The organism is Streptomyces sp. NPDC001450 (assembly GCF_053597295.1).
The window spans coordinates 72,105-93,018 of sequence record NZ_JBSFHY010000034.1; the positions used below are offsets into that span (position 1 = coordinate 72,105).

The window sequence follows — 20,914 nt, forward strand, 5'->3', positions numbered from 1 at the left end:
GCCTTCACAGGGTCGCCGAGTGGCCCTCCGCGTCCGTTCTGGCCTGGCTGCGTGCCCGGCGGGCCGGGCCGCGCCAGCCGCAGGTGCAGTGGGCCACACAGAAGCGGCCCTGCTCGGTCGTCGTCGTGAGGTGCTCCTGCCCCTGCCGGAGTCGCTCCGGCCCCTCCTGCTGCGCCACGCCGACAACGTTACCGACACCGCGGTTAAAGCGTTTGTATGCCCTTTCCCAGCCTTCGGCAGCGCGTGACGGCACTCCCTACTCGTCGTTAACCGGAACGACAGGGGGCCCGTGACGGACGTACCGGCTGGGGGTAGGCAGGCGATGGATCGGCGGCAGCACAGGCGCGTGGGCAGGACGGTCGTCGCGGTGGGAATCATGGTCGGGCTCGGGGTGGGCGCCACGGGGTGTTCCAGCAGCGGCGCCGCGGCCGAGGGCGTGAACGGCGCGGGCGGCGACCCCGTGACCACCCTGCAGCACGCCGCGGACACCCTGCGCGGCGCGGGCAGCTCCAAGGCATCCACGTCCATGGAGATGGCGACCGGCGGCACCCGGGTCACCATCCGCGGCAAGGGCGTCTACGACTACCGGCGCCGGCTCGGACAGCTGACCGTCTTCCTGCCGGAGGACCCCACGGGCGCCTCCGAGCACCGGCCCATCACCGAACTCCTCGCCCCCGGCGCCCTGTTCATGAAGAACCGGGGTGCGGGGGTGCCCGCCGACAAGTGGGTCCGGGTGGAGACCGCGAGCCTGTCCGACGGCAACCTCGTCACGGGCGGCGCGACGGACCCGTACGCCGCCGCGGAGGTGCTGCGCGGGACGCGTACGGCGACGTACGTGGGGCGGACGGAGGTCGGCGGCACACAGGTGCGGCACTACCGCGGGACGGCCGATCTGCCCCACGCGTCGAGGCGCGCCTCGGCCGATGACCGGGCGTCCCTGGCAGCGGCAGCGAAAGGGTTCGCCACGGCCGAGGTTCCGTTCGACGCCTACCTGGACGACGCGGGCCGCGTCCGCAAGCTGCGCCAGCACTTCAGCTTCGTCAACGGCCGCGAGAAGACCGCCGTGGCGGTCGCCTCGACGACCCTGCTGTACGACTTCGGCACCCCCGTGGACGTGCGCCTGCCGAGCCCGAAGGACATCTACGCGGGCCGCATCGCCGAGGGCGGGGCCGAAAACCGGTCGGCGCACTAGTCCGGGACGCCACCCGCGAACTAGCCCGTCCGTGCCATGCGCGGTGTGTAGACCGCTCCCTACTCTAGGAAGTCGGTGACGGTTGAGAAGAGGTGATGCACGTGGCTCCGCTCCGCGGTACGGCAGTTCAGGACCACGTGGCCCTCGCCGAGATCGAGATGTGCGGAGAGCTGATCATCGCCGCCTCGGCCGCCGAGGACCGGCTGAGCCTGGAGAGCATCGACGAGGTGCTGCGGGTGGCCGAGGAACGGGAGTCCGCCGAGGTCTGATCAGAACCTGCCGGCTCTGACCAGGCCCTGCCGGCTGTGATCAGGCCCTGTCGGCTGTGACCAGGCCCTGTCGGCTGTGATCAGGCCCTGTCGGCTGTGATCAGGTGCGCAGGAGCCGGCCGATCGCCTTCGTGGCCTCGTCCACCTTCGCTTCGATCTCGTCGCCGCCCTTGAGGGCCGCGTCCGCGACACAGTGCCGCAGGTGCTCCTCCAGCAGTTGCAGGGCGAAGGACTGCAGGGCCTTGGTGGAGGCGGACACCTGGGTGAGTATGTCGATGCAGTAGGTGTCCTCGTCGACCATGCGCTGCAGACCGCGGATCTGCCCCTCGATCCGGCGCAGCCGCTTGAGGTGCTCGTCCTTCTGCTTGTGGTAACCGTGCGTGGCGCCGGCCTCGGTCGTCGTCATCGCGGGCCTCCATCTCGGGACGAACTGCGGATACATACCCCTGGTGGGTATATCGTAACGAATTTTGCTGGGTAGAGGGCCCTTGGTACGCCCCCGTGCTGATCACCATGCCCGATGGGCGACACTGGGGGACGACCCGATAGCCGTGGCCGGATGTTGCGCCTAGCATCAGCCTGACCGAAACCGAAGCACCCCGAGGACCACACGTGCGCTTTCGTCTGACCCCCAGGGAGACGAGCTTCTACGACATGTTCGCCGCATCCGCGGACAACATCGTCACCGGCTCGAAACTCCTGATGGAACTGCTCGGGGCGGACGCGTCTGCCCGGGCCGAGATCGCAGAGCGTATGCGGGCCGCGGAACACGCAGGTGACGACGCCACGCACGCGATCTTCCACCAGCTGAACTCCTCGTTCATCACGCCGTTCGACCGCGAGGACATCTACTCCCTCGCCGGTTCCCTGGACGACATCATGGACTTCATGGAGGAGGCCGTCGACCTGGTCGTCCTCTACAACATCGAGGAGCTGCCGAAGGGTGTCGAGCAGCAGATCGAGGTGCTGGCGCGCGCTGCCGAACTGACGGCCGAAGCGATGCCCCACCTCCGCACGATGGACAACCTCACCGAGTACTGGATCGAGGTGAACCGCCTGGAGAACCAGGCGGACCAGATCCACCGCAAGCTGCTGGCCCACCTCTTCAACGGCAAGTACGACGCGATCGAGGTGCTCAAGCTCAAGCAGATCGTGGACGTCCTCGAAGAGGCCGCGGACGCGTTCGAGCACGTGGCGAACACGGTGGAGACCATCGCCGTCAAGGAGTCCTGAGGCGTCGATGGACACCCTCGCTCTCATCGTGACCATCACGGTCGCGCTCTTCTTCACGTACACGAACGGTTTCCACGACTCCGCGAACGCGATCGCGACGTCGGTGTCGACGCGGGCGCTGACCCCGCGGGCGGCCCTCGCCATGGCTGCGGTGATGAACCTCGCGGGCGCCTTCCTGGGCTCCGGGGTCGCCAAGACGGTCAGCGAGGGACTGATCGAGACACCCCAGGGCTCACACGGGATGGGAATCCTCTTCGCGGCCCTGCTCGGCGCGATCGTCTGGAACCTCGTCACCTGGTACTTCGGCCTGCCCTCCTCTTCCTCCCACGCCCTCTTCGGCGGTCTGGTCGGGGCGGCGCTGGCGGGCGGCACGGAGGTGCTCTGGAACGGCGTCCTCGACAAGGTCGTCATCCCGATGTTCCTGTCGCCGGTCGTCGGTCTGCTCGTCGGCTACCTGGTCATGACGGCAATCCTGTGGCTGTTCCGCAGGTCCAACCCGCACAAGGCCAAGCGGGGCTTCCGTATAGCGCAGACGGTCTCGGCGGCGGGCATGGCACTGGGCCACGGCCTCCAGGACGCCCAGAAGACCATGGGCGTGGTGGTCATGGCCCTGGTGATTTCCGGCCACGAGTCGTTCGGCGACCCGATCCCGGTGTGGGTGAAGATCGTGTCGGCGGTCATGCTGTCGCTGGGCACCTACGCCGGCGGCTGGCGCATCATGCGCACGCTGGGCCGCAAGATCATCGAACTCGACCCCCCGCAGGGTTTCGCCGCCGAGACGACGGGCGCGTCAATCATGTTCACGACGGCGTACCTCTTCAAGGCGCCCATCTCGACCACCCATGTGATCACCTCGGCGATCATGGGCGTGGGCGCGACGAAGCGGGTGAACGCCGTGCGCTGGGGCGTGGCCAAGAACATCGTCCTGGGCTGGTTCGTCACGATGCCGGCGGCCGCACTGGTCGCGGCGCTGGCCTTCGGCCTGCTCAACCTGACAGTGCTGTAGTTCGTTCTTTCCCACCCGCCCACCCTCTCGGCCGGCTGAAAGGCCGGCCGAGAGGGTGGGCGGTCTGGTGTTCGGTGCGCGGCTGCAGCCGGTCGGCTACAGCTGGTCGGCTACAGCTGGTGCGACCCCTCCCAACGGGCCCTCTGGAGCACCTTCGTGTAGTAGTCGTTCGGCGTACGCAAGGTGGCGCTGGGCAGGCGCGAGTCCTTGCGCAGGGTCTCGCTGTACCCCTTGAAGACCGCCATCGACATGTGCAGGCAGTTGTTGCCCTTCCAGTCGTAGCCGCGCCCCCGCACCGCCCCGTACCAGGACTGGGCCCTGTTCACGTCACCGTCCCGGGTGTTCACACACCGGTAGCGGGTGTAGTAGCGGGCGCCGTCGTGGTCCCTGTCGCGTACGGAGCCGAAGTGGGCGCGGGCCTTCTCCCAGGTGCCGCCCTTGATCCAGCCGGCGAGCGGTCCGTCGTTGGTGCTGCCGAACGAGCCGTAGATCCAGTGGTTCGCCTCGCCGCGCACCTTGACGGCGAAGGCCGCGTGCCCGGCGGCGATGTCCGAATTGAGCAGGGAGGCACCGCGGGGCGCCTCGAACATACAGACGCGTCCCAGCGGCGCGGCCTGTGCCTGCACCGGCGCGGCCACCGCCCCCGCGCCGAGGAGGGTGAACGCGCCGATCACCGGCGCCACCGTCCGGGCCATCCGCGTTACGACGATCCCCATGCTGCCGTTCCCTTCGTGACGAACGAGCCCGTCCCCGTGCCGCCCGGCCGGGCGGACGAGCGGCTCGTTGACGGCACTTTTGCCGTCGGCTTGATGACCGGCCACACTTCTGCCTGCCGGTCACTGACCGGTCATCAAAAGGGAAAACTGCCTGACCGAGGAGCGATCGAGTGGCCAGCAAGCAAGGTCGGCAGGAGCGTCCGATCGACCCCGGGGACGGCCCCCTGGCGGCGTTCGCGATCGATCTGCGGCGGCTGCGCGAGCGGTGCGGCCATCCGACCTACCGGCAGCTGGCCACCTGGTCGGCGAAGGTCGGCAGCCCGTACTCCGACACCACCTTCTCCACGGCGGCCCGGGGCCACACGCTTCCCTCGGGCGAGGTCGTCTCGGCCTATGTGCGGGCCTGCCTGGCCTATGCGAAGACCGACGAGCGGCAGACGGAGCGCCTGATCGCCGAGTGGACCACCCGCCGGGACGCCCTGGAGACCGCACTCCAGCCCGGACCCACCCCACAACCCACCCCACAACCCTCGGCACAGCCAGCCGCGAACCCCGCCGGACCGACCGAGCCGGGTCCCACCGGACCGACCGAACCGGGCCCCGCCGGACCACCCCAGCCGGACCCCGCCGGACCAACCGCACCAAGCCCCACCGGACCAGCCCAGCCGGACCCTGTCGGACCGACCGAACCGAGCCCCGCCGAAGCGGCCGCGCCGGACCCCGTCCGATCCCCCGCGCCGGGCCACGTCGTACCGACCGAACCGAGCCCCGGCAGCACGCCCGAACCGGGCCCGGGCAGCGCGCTCAAGCACGCCTCCTCGGCAGTCGCGCAGGTCGGGGCGGTCCGACGGGTGCCGGACGGCAGTGCGGACGGAGCGGCGCGCGCTTTACGGTTTCCACCATTTCCGCATTCGTTCGCTGACCTGAGCCGCCGGGGAAAGCAGGCCCTGGCGGTCGCCGCCGGGCTCGCGGCCGGTTGCGGTCTCGTCCTCGCCGCCCGGTACCTCGCCGCATCCGAATCGGCGGCCGCGGACCCCGCACCCACGGGTCAGGGGGCCGCGACGACGTCCACGGCCGAGACGGACCCGTCGGCCTCCCCGGTCGCGGTGACCCCGTGGGCGCCCTCGGCCGGGCCGCCGCAGCCGTCGCCGATCGCCGGCGGGCTGGGCGGGAACAGCCGGTGCGGCCGCACCCGGTGGATCGACGGCGTGGCCTGGGCTCCGTGCACCCGCGCCGACGGCACCACCCTCGTCTTCGCGGTCCGGGTGGTCAACGCCGGCCCGGACCCCGTCATCGTCAGAGTGAAGCTCGCCTACGTCCGTGCCGCGGTGGCCCACGGCTGCCCGGGGTCCTGGGGCCACGGTGTGCAGCTCTCCCTGGCACCGGGCCAGACGGTGACCAGCCCGCTGACGGAGTGCACGGTGGCGAAACTGCCGGCCACGGCGTTCCAGGCCAAGTCATGGGTGATCACCAGCCAGGAATCCGCTTGGGGCTACCGGGAGATGTCCCCGACCGTCCACATCCAGCCGGACGGTCGCACACCGATCTGGGCCGACGAGGCCTGAGGGCCACATGCGGTGGGCCCAGGGCAGGCTCAGCGCCGCTCAGGCGCGGCGCGTTCTGTTGGCTCCGTAGTTGCTTGGCCGACGTGGGTGAGCCCGGCCGATCGAGTGGGTCCTCAATCCGCGTACTGCGGGTAGTAGGTGTGCTTCGGGGCCGTCTGCCCGGCGGTGAGTGCCGGCACCGCGAGTTTGCTGCCGCAGATGAACGCTCGGGATGCCTGCGAGACGATCCCTCGGCCTTTCTGGCTTCCGTCGCCCCGTCGTTGTGACACGCCCCGGCGGGGTTGGGGGCGAAGCCCCCGGACCAGGGTCGAAGCCGAACGCAGTGGGCCCGCCCCCGGGAACCAGGGGCGGGCCCTCTTGCATCCTCGCGGTGGCACCGCCATGCAGCACCGCGAGGGGACCTGGGCAGGCTCAGCCGAAGCGGCCCGAGATGTAGTCCTCCGTCGCCTGAACCGAGGGGTTCGAGAAGATCCGCTCGGTGTCGTCGATCTCGATGAGACGGCCCGGCTGACCGACCGCGGCGAGGTTGAAGAACGCCGTACGGTCGGACACACGCGCAGCCTGCTGCATGTTGTGCGTCACGATGACGATCGTGAATCGTTCCTTCAGCTCACCGATCAGGTCCTCGATCGCGAGCGTCGAGATCGGGTCCAGCGCCGAGCACGGCTCGTCCATGAGCAGCACCTTCGGCTCGACCGCGATCGCACGGGCGATGCAGAGCCGCTGCTGCTGACCACCGGACAGACCGGAGCCCGGCTTGCTCAGGCGGTCCTTCACCTCGTTCCAGAGGTTCGCGCCCTTGAGGGACTTCTCGACGATCTCGTTCAGCTCGGACTTCTTGTAGCTGCCGTTCAGCCGCAGCCCCGCCGCCACGTTCTCGAAGATCGACATCGTCGGGAACGGGTTCGGGCGCTGGAAGACCATGCCGACCTCGCGGCGCACCGACACCGGGTCGACGCCGGCGCCGTACAGGTCCTCGTCGTCGAGCAGTACCTTGCCCTCGACGCGGCCACCGGGCGTGACCTCGTGCATACGGTTCAGCGTGCGCAGGAACGTCGACTTGCCGCAGCCGGAGGGGCCGATGAACGCCGTCACCGAGCGGGGCTCGACGGTCATCGAGATGTCTTCGATCGCCTTGTGGGAGCCGTAGTAGGCGGTGAGTCCGCTTACGTCGATTCGTTTGGCCATGTCTACTTCACTTCCAGAATTTCAGGCTCGGTCGCTGTATGGCCGCGTCAGCGACCGGTCTTCGGGGCCTTCCAGCGGGCGATCGCCCGGGCCACCAGGTTGAGGATCATCACGAAGGCGATCAGCGTGAGCGATGCCGCCCAAGCCCTGTCGTACGCCGCTCCGGAACCCGCGCTGTTCGCGAACTGCTGGTAGATGTACAGCGGCAGCGAAGCCTGCGCGCCCTCGAAGGGGTTGTTGTTGATGAACGGGTTGCCGAACACCAGCAGCAGCACCGGCGCGGTCTCACCGGCGATACGGGCGACCGCCAGCATGATGCCGGTGGTGATGCCACCGATGGAGGTCGGCAGGACCACCTTCAGGATGGTGCGCCACTTCGGCACGCCGAGCGCCAGGGACGCCTCGCGCAGCTCGTTCGGAACGAGCTTGAGCATCTCCTCGGTGGACCGGACGACGACCGGCATCATCAGGATGGCCAGGGCCAGCGAACCGGCGAAGCCGAACGGCTGCATCTTGAAGATGAGCATCAGGCTGAGGATGAACAGACCCGCGACGATCGACGGGATACCCGTCATGACGTCGACGAAGAAGGTGACCGACTTGGCGAGCCTGCCTCGCCCGTACTCCACGAGGTAGATGGCGGTCATCACGCCGATCGGGGCGCCGATCAGGGTGGCGAGGCCGACCTGCTCCAGGCTGCCGATGATGGCGTGGTAGATGCCGCCGCCGGGCTCGGTGTCGGCGACGACGCCCATCGAGTGGGTCAGGAAGTAGACGTTCAGGACCTTCACACCGCGCGCGACGGTCACCCAGATCAGGGAGACCAGCGGCACCACGGCGACCACGAAGGCGACCCAGACCAGGCTGGTCGCGATGCGGTCCTTGGCCTGCCGGCGGCCCTCGACGCTCGCGGCGATCACGTACGTGCCGAGGACGAACAGGACCGCGGCGATCAGACCCCACTGGATCTTGCTGTCGAGACCGGCGGCCAGCGAGATGCCGATGCCCAGGGCGATGGAGCCCGCGGCGATCGCCCACGGGGACCACTTGGGCAGGCTGGCGGCGCGCAGCGTGCTGGGACGCTTGTCGGTGACGGCTGCGGTGCTCATGCGTTGGCCCCCGAGTACTCCGCGCGCCGGGCGATGATCAGCCGGGCCGCGCCGTTGACCAGCAGCGTGATGACGAACAGGACGAGACCGGACGCGATGAGCGCGTCCCGGCCGAACTCGTTCGCCTCGCTGAACTTGCTGGCGATGTTCTGGGCGAAGGTGCCGCCGCCCGGGTTGAGCAGGCTGGCCTGGATGTCGAAGGAGGGGGAGAGCACGGTGGCCACGGCCATCGTCTCGCCGAGCGCGCGGCCGAGGCCGAGCATCGACGCAGAGATCACACCGGAGCGGCCGAAGGGCAGCACGGCCATGCGGATGACCTCCCAGCGCGTGGCGCCGAGGGCCAGGGCCGCCTCCTCGTGCATCCTCGGGACCTGGCGGAAGACCTCACGGCTCACGTTGGTGATGATCGGCAGGATCATGATCGCGAGCAGGATGCCGACCGTGAGCATCGAGCGCGGGGCGCCCTGGTCCCAGGAGAAGAGGCCGGTCCAGCCGAAGAAGTCGTTGAGCCAGCCGTAGAGGCCGTTCATGTGCGGTACGAGGATCAGCGCACCCCACAGGCCGTACACGATGGACGGCACGGCGGCGAGCAGGTCGATCACGTACGCGACGGGGCCGGCCATCCGGCGCGGCGCGTAGTGCGTGATGAACAGCGCGATGGCGACCGCGACCGGGACCGCGAGGGCCATGGCGATGATCGAGGAGACGATCGTGCCGAAGGCCAGCACCGCGATGCCGAAGGACGGCGGGATGAGGCTGGTGTTCCACTCGAAGGTGGTCAGGAAGTTGCCGTGGTCCTTGCTGATCGCGAGGGAGGCACGATAGGCGAGGAAGACCGCGATCGCGGCCATGATCGCCAGCAGCAGGATGCCCGAGCCGCGCGACAGGCCGAGGAAGATGCGGTCACCGGGACGGGCCGCGGCGCGGTCCTTGCTCTTGCGCTGGGGCGCGTTCGGCCGGGGGGCGGGGGGAGATGCGTCTGTTGTCTGCGTCGATATGTCCATCGGGTTCTCCGGTCTGCGGAGCCGCGCGGTGGGCGGCTCCATGGACCCGCTCCCCCAACGTTACGGGGGTGCGGCTCCGGGCGGCGGTGCACCGGACGGTGCGGCCCGGATCGGTGAGAACCGGGCCACACTCTCGGATCAGGTCAGCTCAGGCCCTCGATGGTGGTGCGGACCTTGCCGATGATCTCGTCGGGGATGGGGGCGTAGTCGATCGTGGAGAGGATCTTCTGGCCGTCCTCGCTGGCGATGTAGTTGAGGAACGCCTTGGTGGCGGGCAGGGTGTCCGCCTTGTTGCCCTTGTCGCAGACGATCTCGTACGTGACCAGGGTGATCGGGTAGGCGCCCTCGGCCTTGGTCTTGTAGTCGAGCTGCAGCGACAGGTCCTTGCCGGTGCCGACGACCTTGGCGGCGGCGATGTCGGCGGTGGCGCTCTCGGTGCTGGGCGCGACGGGCTTGCTGGCGCCGGTGTCGATGGAGACGGCCTTCACGCCGTCCGTGACGTAGGACAGCTCGAAGTAGCCGATGGCACCCGCGACCTGCTTGACCTGCTGGGCCACACCCGCGGACTGCGGAGCGGACTGGCCGCCCTTCGCCTGCCAGGCCTTGCCGCCGGAGTACTTCCAGTTGCCCGGGGTGGTGGCGATCAGGTACTTGGTGAAGTTGTCCGTGGTGCCGGACTCGTCGGAGCGGTGGAACGCCTGGATCTTGAGGTTGGGCAGCTTGACGCCCTTGTTGAGCTTGGCGATCGCCGGGTCGTTCCAGTTCGTGATCTTGCTGTCGAAGATCTTGGCGAGCGTCGGGGCGTCCAGGACCAGGTTGTCGACACCCGGGACGTTGTAACCCACGGCGATCGGGCCGCCGACCATCGGGAGGTCGATGCCCTGGCCGCCGGAGCAGATCTTCTTGGAGGCGGTGACCTCTTCGGGCTTCAGCGCCGAGTCGGAACCGGCGAAGGCCACCTGGCCCTGGGTGAACGCGGTGACACCGGCACCGGAGCCGCCACCCTTGTAGTTGATCTGCACGCCACAGGCCTGCGAGAAGTTCTTGACCCAGGCGTCGATCGCGTTCTTCTGCGCGGAGGAGCCGTCGGCGAGCAGCTGGCCCTTGGCGTTGTCGCACTTGATGGAGCCCGCTGCGGCCGAGGAGGCCGGCTTGCCGGTGCCCGTGTTGTTGCCGTTGTCGTCGGAGCCGCACGCCGTCAGGGCCAGGGCGCCGGAGACGGCGAGAGCACCGAGAGACAGGGCGCGCAGCCGGTTCTTGCGCTGAAGCATCACTTTCGGGAGTTCCTTCCAGGAGCCGCCGCAGGCAGTCGGCGGCGTGCGAAGTACTACGTGCGCGAGCGCATTCCTGAACCGCCCCCGCACCGGGTAAGGCCGAAATTAGGCAGATCAGGTGAAGCCGCCGATGGCCATAAATGAACGGCGGGTGAACCCCTGCCGTCGGTGCGGTGAGGTCACGGAATGCTTACGGGGAGGGCACACGTAGGTTCCGACGGCGGGGTGGACCGGACGGGCGTTCGAGACTCGTTCCGCTGTCGGCTGGAACCCCTGTGCGCATGGCGTCGTCTCGTTCCAGGAGAGCCGAGGAAAGGCGACGAACACATGGAACGGCGTACGTTCATCTCGGGCGGCGCGGCCGCCCTGGCGGCGACCGCGCTGGCCGGGTGCAGTACTGGCTCGGGCACCTCCGCCAGATCCTCGGCGCACACACTGTCATCCTCAGGTACGGCGCTGAAGACCACCAGCCAGGCGGCCGCGGCGAACTGGGCGGCCCTCGCCCGCGACCTGGACGGCCCCCTGGTGCGCCCCGGGGACACGGCCTGGAAGACGGCCCACCAGCTGTACAACACCCGCTTCGACGGCCTGAAGCCGGCCGCGGTCGCCTATGTCGCCCACGCCGACGACATCCGCACGACCCTGTCGTACGCCCAGTCCCACGGGATACGCGTGTCGATACGCAACGGCGGCCACTCCTACGCCGGCTACTCCTCGGGCGACAGCCGGCTGATCCTCGACGTGTCCAAGCTGAACCGCGTCCGCGTGAGCGGCGGGACGGCGGTGGTCGGCGCCGGCTCCAAGCTGATCGACGTCTACCGGGCGCTGGGCGCGAAGGGCGTGACCATACCCGCGGGCTCCTGCCCCACGGTCGGCGTCTCCGGCCTGGTCCTCGGCGGCGGCCACGGGGTCGCCTCCCGCGCCTACGGCCTGACCTGCGACAGCCTCACCCAGGCGACGGTGATCACGGCGGACGGCACCCAGGTCACCGCGAACGCCACCTCCCACTCCGACCTCTTCTGGGCGCTGCGCGGCGCGGGCAACGGCAACTTCGGCGTCGTCACCGAGCTGCAGTTCAAGACCCATCCGGCGCCGCAGGCGGTGACCGCGTACATGACGTGGTCCTGGTCCAGGGCGGCCGCGGTGATCAAGGCCTGGCAGGAGTGGGGGCCGAGCCAGCCGGACGAGATCTGGTCGTCCCTCCACCTGTCGAACACCCCCGGCGGCACGCCGACCATCTCCGTGGCCTGCTTCTCCCTCGGCACCTACGGCGAGCTCCAGAACGCGGTGGACCGCCTGGCACACCAGGCGGGAGCGAACGCCCGGACCGTCTCCCTGCGCCGCCGCGGCTACGAGGAGGCGATGGAGATCTACGCCGGCTGCTCCTCCTTCTCCACGGACGCCCAGTGCCACCTCCCGGGCTCCACCCCCGGCCGCTCTCCCCAGGGCCGCCTGGGCCGGGAGACCTACGCGGCCCGCTCCGACTTCTTCGACCGCTCCCTGTCCTCGGCGGGCATCCAGACCCTGCTCAAGCAGATCGGTTCCGTCCGGGGCGGCGGGGGCAGCATCGCGTTCACGGCCCTCGGCGGCGCGGTCAACCGCGTCAGCCCCACGGCGACGGCCTTCGTCCACCGCCGCTCCCGCATGCTGGCCCAGTACATCGCCTCCTGGGGCGCGGGTGCCTCCGGCAGTTCGGCCCAGTCGTGGCTCACCTCGGCCCACAACGCGATGAAGCCGTACGCCTCCGGCGCGGCGTACCAGAACTACACCGACCCGACGCTGACGAACTGGCGCAAGGCGTACTACGGCGATGCGACGACCCGCCTCGGCAAGGTGAAGAAGCAGTACGACCCGGAGAGGTTCTTCTCCTACGCGCAGGGGTTGTAACAGAGCCGCATACCGATACGGCCCCGCACCCCTAGGGGGTTGCGGTGGCCGTACGCCTTACGCGGCCAGATCCTTCTCCTCGGACTCCACCGGCCTGCGCGCACCGGGCAGCCGCGCATCTCCCTGAGCCCCGCTCGCCGACCGGCGCCGCACAATCCACCCCGCCCGCGGCGACCGCTCCACCGCCTTCATCAGCGGGGTCAGCAGGGCCATGGCCAGAGGCGACAGCAGAAGTGCGACCGCCGTGCCCAGGGCGAAGCCGCCGACCACGTCCGTCGGGTAGTGCACGCCCATGTACACCCGGCAGAAGCCCTCCAGCAGGGCCAGGCCGATGCCCGCGATGCCGAAGCGGCGGTTGGCGACGAAGAGGCCGACGCCGAGAGCCATGGTGATCGTCGCGTGGTCGCTGACGAAGGAGAAGTCGGTCTTGCCGGTGACGAGGACGTCCAGGCCCTGGTGGTCGACGAAGGGGCGGGGGCGTTCGACGAAGCCCCGGATCGGCACGTTCACCAGCACCGCGATGCCGGCCGCGAGCGGCGCCCACACCAGCGCGGCGACGGAGGACGCGGCGTCCTCCTCGGCCCGGCGGCGCACCGACCACCAGCACCACAGCACGAGCAGCACCATGGCCAGAAGAAGTCCGTACTCACCGACGAACTCCATGACCCGGTCGAACCAGTGCGGCGCGTCCTTGGCCAGGCCATTGATGTCGTAGAGCAGGTCGACGTCGGGGTTCGATCCGGATTCGGCGAGTACAGCCATCGTGCTGCGGCCCCTTCGTCGTCTTCCCGGACGCACCTCGTGTGCGTCGCTCCAGCCCCCCGTGGTTCGTAGATCCGCTTCCGCTGCACTGCCACTGACGTCCGCTCGGCTACGTCAACAGGAACGCACAGTCCCCATTGATACGTTCCACTCTCCACCGAATGATCACTCAGACGTTATCGAAGAGAAACTCATCACCGCAGCTCAGGGGGTGGGTTCACACTCGGTTCACACCGCGGTCGGGAGCGCTTTTGCGCCATCTTCGGTGACCCGCGTGGCACCGAAGTAGTCGGGGGTGTCGACCGGGTCGAACCGGATCACGGCCCCCGACCGCGGCGCGTCGATCATGTACCCGCCGCCCACGTAGATCCCCACGTGCCGGATGGCCCGCGAGTCGGTGAGGTCGTCGGAGAAGAAGACGAGATCACCGGGGAGCAGTTGGTCCCGCGAGGGGTGCGGACCCGCGTTGTACTGGTCGTTGGCGACCCGGGGCAGGGTGATGCCGACCTTCTCGAACGCGGCCTTGGTCAGACCCGAGCAGTCGAAGCGTCCCCCCTGGTCGGCGGTGCCGTTGCCGCCCCACAGGTAGGGCGTGCCGAGCTTGCTCTGGGCGAAGGCGATGGCGCCCGCGGCCTGCCGGGTGGGGTCGATCCGCCGGACCGGTGCGGCGAAGCTCTTCTCCAGGCTGCGGATCCGCTGGACGTAGTTCTGCGTCTCGCTGATGGCCGGGACGCCGCGCGCCTTGATGACCCGGTAGGCGCCCGCGTTGTAGGCGGCGAGCATGTTGTCGGAGACGTTGCCGGGAACGTCCTTGACGTACTTGGCGAGTTCGCAGTCGTACGACGCGGCCGACGGGATCGCGTCATTCGGGTCCCAGATGTCGCGCTTGCCGTCGCCGTTGCCGTCGATGCCGTGCGTCGCCCAGGTGCCCGGGATGAACTGGGCGATGCCGCGCGCGTCGGCGGGGCTGACGATCGTCGGGTTCCAGCCGCTCTCCTGGTACAGCTGGGCGGCGAGCAGAGCCGGGCTGAGCGCGGGGCAGAGGTTCCCCCACTGCTGCACGAGCTGCTTGTAGGCGGCCGGCACGGCTCCCTTGGCGAGCCCGCGGCTGCCCGTGGTGACGCTGTTGACGAGGTTCCCGGCGACGACGTACACGCCGACGACGAGCAGCATCGCGAACGCGAGCGCGGCACCGACACCGGCGCCTGCCGCGATCCATGCCTTACGCACCGTCAACCGCCCCTCGCCGACCGGGAGTACGCCGGGGGTCAGTCTACGGCCGGGAGTGCCGGAGCCGGCCACAACCGGCCCTGGTCAAGACCCTGTCCAGTCGGGATCCCGCCTAATCGCGCAGCCCCTCCAGCACCACCGTCCGCAACTCGGCGTACCGCTCGGCCAGATCGGAGCGCCGGCTGAGCACGTCCGAGACGTGCTGCATCCCGAAGAACGCGGAGACCAGGACCCGGGCGGCCGAACGCGGGGTGACACCGGCGCGCAGTTCGCCGGCCTTCTCGATCTCCTCGACCAGGCCGGTGAGGAAGTCCTCCCAGCCGACGTACGGCTCGGGCAGGTCGGCGTCGATCAGCGACCGCTCGATCTGCAGCCGGGCACCGGCCTGCACGACGACGTCGTCGCGGAAGGCCTCGGTGACCCGGTCCAGGACCGCCACGAGCGCCTCGAACGGCGGCAGTTCGCGGGCCGAGACCGCCTCCAGGATCACCGGCCAGCGGGCGTAGTGCTCCTGCACCACGGCGACGGCGAGGTCTTCCTTGTTCTTGTAGTGGAAGTACACCGCTCCCTTGGTCATCGACGCCCGTTCGGCGACGTCCTGCAGCGTCACCGTCGCGTACCCGCGCTCGGCGAAGAGTTCGGCCGCCATCTCGAGGATGTGGGCCCTGGTCCGCCGTGCCCGTTCCTGCTTCGGCTCCGCCCTGCTGCTTGGCATGTACTCCACCTTCCCGAGGATCTCCATTGCAATATACATTCCCGAAGGTATATTTCTTGGGCGGGGGGCGCCAGACAACCGAACGGGCACCCCTCATCTGCGCGTAACGCAAACAGCCTTGGGGGGAAACAGGCATGTCTGTCAGCACGCTGCGGTCCGCGTCTCCACTGGAGCACGCCCGGGCCGGTCTCACGTTCGACCGCACTGTTCCGCGCCAGTTGGTGCACCGCGCCTCCGTCACCGAGGTCTTCCTCACCGACGCGGGCGCGGTCGCCGGCGACCGCTTCCTGGTGGGCGCGCAGTGGCCTCGCCACCACGCGCTCTACCACCCCGACGAGTCCGGCCGCTGCGACTTCATGCTGCTTGCGGAAACGGTTCGCCAGGCGGGGATCTACCTGCTCCACCGCTTCTACGACGTTCCGCTCGGCCACCACTTCGTCTTCAAGTCGCTCGACCTGCACATCGACGACCACGCCGCCCTGCGGGTGGGGGGCACCCCGCTCGGCGCCGTCCTGGACGTCTCCGTCACCCCGGTCGGCAGCCCGGGCTCGGGCCGCTTCGACGCCCGGCTCGACATCACCATCGAGGTCGACGGGCAGCCGTGCGCGTACAGCACGGTCGCCGTCGTCGTGGTCGACGCGCGTCGCTACGAGATGCTCAGGCACCGCGGCCGCGACCTCGCGAGCAGCATCAGGGCCACGCCCTCGGCGACGCCCTCCCGGGCACCGGTCATCGCCGGCCGCCAGGACGCCGACGTGCTGCTGCGCACCGCGGCCGACGACGACTCGTCGACCTGGCTGCTGCACGTCGACCTCCGGCACCCGGGCTACTTCGAGCACCCCTCGGACCACGTGCCCGGCATGATGCTGCTGGAGGCGTTCCGCCAGGCGGGCCACCTGACCGCGGCCAGCAACTGTGTCCTCACCGCGCTGGAGGCCAGGTTCCGGTCCTTCGGCGAGCTGTTCCAGCCCATCGTCATCCGCTCGGCCACCGGCCCCGACGGACTGCTGCGGCTGACCGCCGTACAGGGCGAGCGCACCCTCGCCGAGGCCGACGCCCTCTTCGTCCGGGACTGACCATGGACTTCCAGCGTCTGCGCACCTTCCGGGAAGTCGCCCGCGAGCTGAGCTTCACCCGCGCGGCCCGCAACCTGCACTACTCGCAGCCGACCATCACGGCCCAGATCAAGGGTCTCGAAGAGGCCGTCGGCACACCGCTGTTCGTGCGTCGCGGCAACCGCGCCGTCGAACTCACCTCGGCGGGCACCCGGCTGTGCCCGTACGCCGACCGGATCCTGGACCTGGTCGAGGCCGCCCACACGGAGCTGCACTCCGGCCGGTGACACCGGCCGGCCGCACCGCGCTCCGTCCCCACACCATCCGCAAAGGGTTTCCCACCTCATGACGACCGACCCCGTCAGAGCCGCGTTCTTCGACGTCGACGAGACGCTCATCACCTGCAAGAGCATGCTGAGCTTCCTCGACTTCCACTGGGGCCGCGAGGGCCGCTCCCCCTCCCGGCTGACCACGGCACGGGCCGCACTCGGCCACCAACTCCGCTCGGGCGTACCCCGGGAACAGGTCAACCGCGCCTTCTACCGCCTGCTGCGCGGCAGCCGCGAGTCGGACCTGGAGGAGAGCGGCCGCCTCTGGTTCGCCCGCGAGAACGCCCGCGGCCTCTTCCACCCGCCGGTCCGCGAGGCCCTACGGCAACACCACCGGGCCGGCGACCTGACCATCCTGCTCTCCGGCTCGTTCGCCGCCTGCCTGGCCCCCGTCGGCCAGGCGGTGGGAGCCGACCTGCTCGTCTGCACGACCCCCGAGGTCACCGACGGCATCCTGACCGGTGACCTCACCGACCGCCCGATGATCGGCCAGGCCAAGGCGGAATGGGCCCACCGCGTCATGACTGCCTTCGCCCTCGACCCGTCCGACTGCCACGCCTACGCGGACGACGCCACCGACCTGCCCCTCCTGGCCAGCGTGGGCCACCCGGTGATCGTGGGCAGCGACCCCACCCTGACCACAAGGGCAACCAGGGAGAACTGGCCCCGCCTGCCGGGCCCGGCGATGAACGGCCTTCTGACAAGGGCAGCCTGAGAAACGGCCACGACGCAGTTCCCTGCGCTCCAACTCCCCAGGAGCGCGGGGCTGTGCCGATCGGCGGCTCCGCCGCGGGGCGCGACAAGCCACAACGAGCCGGCACCCGCGAACGCACATCACGGCCCCGAGCTCTCAGGCACTCGCATCCAAGGTCGAGAACACAACATCCCAGAGCTCGCCGACCTCCTCGCCGCCCTCACCCTCCGCGGACCAACGAGTCGAGTGAGCCCCCATCAACAAGGCCACGACAAGCCGAGCCAGCACCTCAGGCCGACGCCCCGCATCAATCCGCCCCTCGCGCTGAGCATCCTGAACCAACTCAAGCAGCTTCCCCCGAAGTTCGCCGAGAGGCACCGGCTCCCGCAGAGACACCCGCGCCGCATCCGCCGTAAGCCGAAGCCCCGCGGCAAACCGCACGTCCTCGTCCATCCTGCGCGCCAGCCCCACGGTCAGCTCGCGCAGCGATCCCAGTGAACTCCCGGCCGAGGCGAGCAACTTGCCCCACTCCTCCTCGAACCCCCGGGTCAGCTCCTCGGCCAGCTCCGCCTTGGAGGCGAAGTGGCCGTAGAGCGCGCCCTTGGTGACGCGGGAGCGGGCGGCGACGTCGGACAGGTTGGTGCCCGCGAAGCCGTGGAGAACGAACTCGGCCGCCGCCGAATCGAGGAGCACCTCGTGTGTGCGCCGTGCTCTGTCCTGCTTCACCCCGTCTGTCCCCACTGTCGACCTGGTGTAACCAGCAAAGAAAATACCTTCTCGATCGAATCTTTTTCTACCCGCCAACATTTCTTCACGAAAGGCACCCATGACCACGGCCCTGCCCGCCCCGCCCCTCGCCCCGACCGCCGTCACCGCCCTGGCGGCCCGGCACGCCCGCGCCGCGGAGGAGGCCGCGAGCCTGCACCCGGAGGTGGTCGACGCGCTGCCGGCCGCCGGCTTCGCCCGCCACTTCGTGCCGCGCCGCTGGGGCGGACGGGCGGGCGGCTTCACGGAGTTGGTGAGCGCCGTGGCCGCCGTCGGCGAGGCGTGCGCCTCCACCGCGTGGTGCTGCGCGCTGCTGGCCGGGCACGCCCGGCTGGCGGCCCATCTGCCCGAGGAGGCGCAGGCGGAGCTGTGGGCCGACTCGCCCGACACGGCGATAGCGGCGGCGGTGGTCCCGCCCGCCGGCCGGCTCACCCGCGTCCCCGGCGGCTGGCGGCTGACCGGGCGCTGGGCGTTCGCGAGCGGTGTCGAACACGCCGAATGGATCCTGCTGGCCACACTGGACGAACAGCCGGCCGGTCCGCCCGCCTACCGCATCCTGCTGCTCCCCCGCCGGGACGTGCGTGTGCACCCCACCTGGGACAGCGTCGGCCTGCGCGGCACGGGCAGCCACTCGGTCGGCGTCGAGGACGTGTTCGTACCCGAACACCGCTCCTGCCTGCGGGACGCCCTGATGACGGGCGTGCGCGAGCCGGACGCGGCACCCTGCCACCGGGTGCCGTACCCCCTGGTCGCCGCGCTGCTGTTCTGCGCGCCCGCGCTCGGCGCCGCCCGGGGCGCACTGGACGCCTGGACCGCGCTGACCGAGGAGCGCGGCGCCGTGGCCGACCCCGGCATCCAGCGGACCCTCGCACACTGCTCGGGGGACATCGACGCGGCCGCCTTACTGCTGGAGTCGGCGGCGCAGCGCGCGGACCGCGCGGCGCTCACGCCTCCGGCGGCCTTCGAGCCGGAGACGGCGGCCCGCAACCAGCGGGACGCCTCCCGCGCGGCCGGCCTGCTGACCGACGCGGTGGAGCACCTGTTCCGCACGGCGGGCGCCCGCGCCCTGACCCGGTCGAGCCCCCTGCAGCGCGCCTGGCGCGACATCCACGCGGTGGCAGCCCACGCGGCCCTGCAGCCGGGGCCGGCGGCGACGGCGTACGCGGCGACGGTGTTTCCGCAGGACAACGCCTAGTCGGCGCACATCCGCGGGGCCCGGGGCAGCGGTCGGTCCCGGGCCCCGCGGCGTCCGGCCGGCCGCGTTCCATCAGCCTTCCCATCAGCCTTCCCGATAATATTTGATACCTTCGCGAAGGTTTTGTTTTATGGAGGCATGACCGAACCCACCAGCTCCACTCCCGCCTCCGGGGAGGGCCCGCAAGCCCCGCTCCCCGGGCGTCACGGGGCGAGCAGGACGCCGCTGGCCGATGCCGTGCTCGCGGTGGCCCGCCGGGACATCGCCTCCTTCCACGCCCTTCCGCTCTCGCACGGCCGGTCGATCCGCGACTCCCGCGTCCGGGAGTCCTACGAGGCCCTCTTCGGCGCGGCCCAGCTCGCCGCCGACGTGTCGTACAGCGGCACGATGCTCGACTCGTTCTTCCGCCCCCGCGGCCCGCTCCGCGAGGCCCAGCGGCTGGCCGCGGACAGCTTCGGCGCCGACGCGACGTTCTTCCTGTCGACCGGCACCAGCACCGCCAACCGGGTCGCCCTGACCGCGCTGGCCCGCCCCGGCAGCCGGGTCCTGGCCGACCGCAGCTGCCACCAGTCGGTGCACTTCGCCCTCGGCGCGCTCGGCGTGGACGTCACCTACGCGCCCATGCAGAAGTGCTGCGCCGACTGCCCCCGCACCTTCGGCGACCTGCCCCGGCTGCTGGAGACGTTCCGGACGGCGGTGGCGGAGGGCCGGCCGTACGACACGGTCGTGCTGTCGGCGGTGTCGTACGACGGTGTCCGCTACGACCTGCCCACCGTGCTCGCCGAACTGGCAGCGGCTCACCCCAAGGTGTCGGTTCTGGTCGACGAGGCCTGGGGCGCGGTGCACCGCTTCCACCCCCAACTGCGGCCGCTGACCGCGCTGCACGCGGTGGAGACCCTGCGCCGCACCGAGCGCCCGCTGCCCCTGAGCGTGGCCGTGACGCACTCGGCGCACAAGTCGATGTCGGCGCTGCGGCAGGGCTCGTACCTGCATCTGATCGGCGACGGCGAGGCCCAGGAGCGCACCGCACAGGCGCTCTTCCAGCACCACACCACCTCGCCCAGCTGGCCGGTGCTGGCGAGCCTGGACCTGGCCCGGCTGCAGGCCGAGACCGAGGGCGAGCAGCTGCTGGAGCGGTCCCTGAACCTGGCCCGCACCCTGCGCACCGAACTCGGCACCGATCCGCGCCTGTCGGCGTACCGCGCGCTCGGCCCGGAGGGTCATCTGACCGACCCGGCGCTGCTGGTGAGCGACGACCCGACCCGGGTGCTGGTGGACATCAGCGCGCTCGGCGTCACCGCGGCCGACTTCCGCCGGATCCTGTTCGACGAGTACGCCCTGTACGTCGCCCGGGAGAGCGGCGACGCCGTGCTCTTCCACGTCCACATCGGTGTCGACGAGGCCACGCTGCTACGGCTGCTGGACGCGCTGCGCACCATCCAGCGCACCTACCGCACCGCGTCCGCGGCCCTGACCCAGGGCACCTCGGACCACTTCATCATCGCCTACCCGCCGGGCATCCCGATCACCGTGCCGGGTGAGCGCCTGTGCGACCGGACCCTCGGCGAGATCGACGCGCTGCGCTCCAGCGGCTGCGAGATCTACACGCTGCACCAGCCCGGTGCCTCCACCGCCGCCTACGGCGTCCCCTCGGGCCCCGCCGTCCCAGCGGCCCCCGCTGCCTCCGCAGTACCTGCCATTGCCCTTTCCGCCGGAAGGAAGTGAC

At 70.2% G+C, this 20,914-nt stretch carries 22 protein-coding genes; 11 read left to right on the forward strand and 11 right to left on the reverse strand.

Going from position 1 to position 20,914, the window contains the following annotated elements; genetic code table 11:
* Positions 1-4: 4 nt before the first annotated feature.
* On the reverse strand, positions 5-178 hold the full coding sequence (locus ACWC5O_RS31705) for a hypothetical protein (RefSeq protein ID WP_450590340.1): 174 nt from the start codon (positions 176-178) through the stop codon (positions 5-7).
* A gap of 144 nt (positions 179-322) precedes the next feature.
* On the opposite strand from ACWC5O_RS31705, the gene ACWC5O_RS31710 reads away from it, so the two are divergent.
* Complete coding sequence (locus ACWC5O_RS31710) at positions 323-1,192, forward strand: hypothetical protein (protein ID WP_450590339.1); 870 nt, start codon at positions 323-325, stop codon at positions 1,190-1,192.
* A 101-nt stretch (positions 1,193-1,293) separates the two neighbouring features.
* Complete coding sequence (locus tag ACWC5O_RS31715) at positions 1,294-1,461, forward strand: hypothetical protein (RefSeq protein WP_450590412.1); 168 nt, start codon at positions 1,294-1,296, stop codon at positions 1,459-1,461.
* A gap of 100 nt (positions 1,462-1,561) precedes the next feature.
* Here the strand turns inward: ACWC5O_RS31715 and ACWC5O_RS31720 are convergent, their stop codons facing one another.
* Complete coding sequence (locus ACWC5O_RS31720; protein WP_031173267.1) at positions 1,562-1,867, reverse strand: metal-sensitive transcriptional regulator; 306 nt, start codon at positions 1,865-1,867, stop codon at positions 1,562-1,564.
* A gap of 206 nt (positions 1,868-2,073) precedes the next feature.
* Here ACWC5O_RS31720 and ACWC5O_RS31725 point away from each other — a divergent pair, with 206 nt between their 5' ends.
* Together ACWC5O_RS31725 and ACWC5O_RS31730 are read left to right on the forward strand one after the other, a co-directional pair.
* Positions 2,074-2,694 (forward strand): DUF47 domain-containing protein, encoded by a 621-nt coding sequence (locus tag ACWC5O_RS31725; RefSeq protein ID WP_450590338.1) that lies wholly within the window; start codon positions 2,074-2,076, stop codon positions 2,692-2,694.
* Positions 2,695-2,701: 7 nt separating this feature from the next.
* The gene (locus tag ACWC5O_RS31730; protein WP_450590337.1) at positions 2,702-3,700 is read left to right on the forward strand and encodes an anion permease; all 999 of its coding nucleotides are present in this window, start codon (positions 2,702-2,704) and stop codon (positions 3,698-3,700) included.
* 110 nt (positions 3,701-3,810) lie between these two features.
* Here ACWC5O_RS31730 and ACWC5O_RS31735 read toward each other — a convergent pair whose 3' ends face one another.
* A complete protein-coding gene (locus ACWC5O_RS31735) occupies positions 3,811-4,416 on the reverse strand; it encodes a hypothetical protein (RefSeq protein ID WP_450590336.1) in 606 nt (201 codons plus the stop codon).
* Between the two features lie 170 nt (positions 4,417-4,586).
* Between ACWC5O_RS31735 and ACWC5O_RS31740 the strand changes: the two genes are divergently transcribed.
* Positions 4,587-5,981: a hypothetical protein gene (locus tag ACWC5O_RS31740; protein WP_450590335.1), complete on the forward strand. Its 1,395-nt coding sequence runs from the start codon at positions 4,587-4,589 to the stop codon at positions 5,979-5,981.
* 411 nt (positions 5,982-6,392) lie between these two features.
* Here ACWC5O_RS31740 and pstB read toward each other — a convergent pair whose 3' ends face one another.
* The 4 genes from pstB to pstS form a co-directional block, all read right to left on the reverse strand.
* Positions 6,393-7,169 carry a phosphate ABC transporter ATP-binding protein PstB gene (gene pstB, locus ACWC5O_RS31745; RefSeq protein ID WP_386573817.1) on the reverse strand — a complete coding sequence of 259 codons (777 nt, stop codon included), beginning with the start codon at positions 7,167-7,169 and terminating at the stop codon, positions 6,393-6,395.
* 47 nt (positions 7,170-7,216) lie between these two features.
* A complete protein-coding gene (gene pstA, locus ACWC5O_RS31750) occupies positions 7,217-8,278 on the reverse strand; it encodes a phosphate ABC transporter permease PstA (RefSeq protein WP_389176795.1) in 1,062 nt (353 codons plus the stop codon).
* Positions 8,275-9,282, reverse strand: a complete 1,008-nt coding sequence (gene pstC / locus ACWC5O_RS31755) for a phosphate ABC transporter permease subunit PstC (protein ID WP_450590410.1) — start codon at positions 9,280-9,282, stop codon at positions 8,275-8,277. Before pstC ends, pstA begins: the two co-directional genes overlap by 4 nt.
* A 143-nt stretch (positions 9,283-9,425) precedes the next feature.
* On the reverse strand, positions 9,426-10,556 hold the full coding sequence (pstS, locus tag ACWC5O_RS31760; protein ID WP_450590334.1) for a phosphate ABC transporter substrate-binding protein PstS: 1,131 nt from the start codon (positions 10,554-10,556) through the stop codon (positions 9,426-9,428).
* 327 nt (positions 10,557-10,883) lie between these two features.
* Here pstS and ACWC5O_RS31765 point away from each other — a divergent pair, with 327 nt between their 5' ends.
* Positions 10,884-12,443: an FAD-binding oxidoreductase gene (locus ACWC5O_RS31765; RefSeq protein ID WP_450590333.1), complete on the forward strand. Its 1,560-nt coding sequence runs from the start codon at positions 10,884-10,886 to the stop codon at positions 12,441-12,443.
* Between the two features lie 57 nt (positions 12,444-12,500).
* Here ACWC5O_RS31765 and ACWC5O_RS31770 read toward each other — a convergent pair whose 3' ends face one another.
* The 3 genes from ACWC5O_RS31770 to ACWC5O_RS31780 all read right to left on the reverse strand — a co-directional run bounded on the left by ACWC5O_RS31770 (position 12,501) and on the right by ACWC5O_RS31780 (position 15,150).
* The gene (locus ACWC5O_RS31770; RefSeq protein WP_450590332.1) at positions 12,501-13,205 is read right to left on the reverse strand and encodes a phosphatase PAP2 family protein; all 705 of its coding nucleotides are present in this window, start codon (positions 13,203-13,205) and stop codon (positions 12,501-12,503) included.
* 228 nt (positions 13,206-13,433) lie between these two features.
* Complete coding sequence (locus ACWC5O_RS31775; protein ID WP_450590331.1) at positions 13,434-14,435, reverse strand: C40 family peptidase; 1,002 nt, start codon at positions 14,433-14,435, stop codon at positions 13,434-13,436.
* 112 nt (positions 14,436-14,547) lie between these two features.
* Positions 14,548-15,150 carry a ScbR family autoregulator-binding transcription factor gene (locus ACWC5O_RS31780; protein WP_450590330.1) on the reverse strand — a complete coding sequence of 201 codons (603 nt, stop codon included), beginning with the start codon at positions 15,148-15,150 and terminating at the stop codon, positions 14,548-14,550.
* Between the two features lie 134 nt (positions 15,151-15,284).
* On the opposite strand from ACWC5O_RS31780, the gene ACWC5O_RS31785 reads away from it, so the two are divergent.
* From ACWC5O_RS31785 to ACWC5O_RS31795, 3 genes are read left to right on the forward strand one after another with little or no spacing between them, the layout of a single operon-like run.
* Entirely contained in the window at positions 15,285-16,226 is a 942-nt protein-coding gene (locus ACWC5O_RS31785; RefSeq protein ID WP_450590329.1) for a ScbA/BarX family gamma-butyrolactone biosynthesis protein, read from the forward strand.
* A 2-nt stretch (positions 16,227-16,228) separates the two neighbouring features.
* The gene (locus ACWC5O_RS31790; RefSeq protein ID WP_450590328.1) at positions 16,229-16,492 is read left to right on the forward strand and encodes a LysR family transcriptional regulator; all 264 of its coding nucleotides are present in this window, start codon (positions 16,229-16,231) and stop codon (positions 16,490-16,492) included.
* A gap of 58 nt (positions 16,493-16,550) precedes the next feature.
* Positions 16,551-17,249: an HAD family hydrolase gene (locus tag ACWC5O_RS31795; RefSeq protein ID WP_450590327.1), complete on the forward strand. Its 699-nt coding sequence runs from the start codon at positions 16,551-16,553 to the stop codon at positions 17,247-17,249.
* A gap of 135 nt (positions 17,250-17,384) precedes the next feature.
* On the opposite strand, the gene ACWC5O_RS31800 is transcribed toward ACWC5O_RS31795, so the two are convergent.
* Entirely contained in the window at positions 17,385-17,954 is a 570-nt protein-coding gene (locus ACWC5O_RS31800) for a TetR family transcriptional regulator (protein ID WP_450590326.1), read from the reverse strand.
* A 100-nt stretch (positions 17,955-18,054) separates the two neighbouring features.
* Here ACWC5O_RS31800 and ACWC5O_RS31805 point away from each other — a divergent pair, with 100 nt between their 5' ends.
* Both ACWC5O_RS31805 and ACWC5O_RS31810 read left to right on the forward strand, forming a co-directional pair.
* Complete coding sequence (locus ACWC5O_RS31805; protein WP_450590325.1) at positions 18,055-19,188, forward strand: acyl-CoA dehydrogenase family protein; 1,134 nt, start codon at positions 18,055-18,057, stop codon at positions 19,186-19,188.
* A gap of 138 nt (positions 19,189-19,326) precedes the next feature.
* Positions 19,327-20,913: an arginine decarboxylase gene (locus ACWC5O_RS31810; protein ID WP_450590324.1), complete on the forward strand. Its 1,587-nt coding sequence runs from the start codon at positions 19,327-19,329 to the stop codon at positions 20,911-20,913.
* Position 20,914 lies beyond the last annotated feature (1 nt).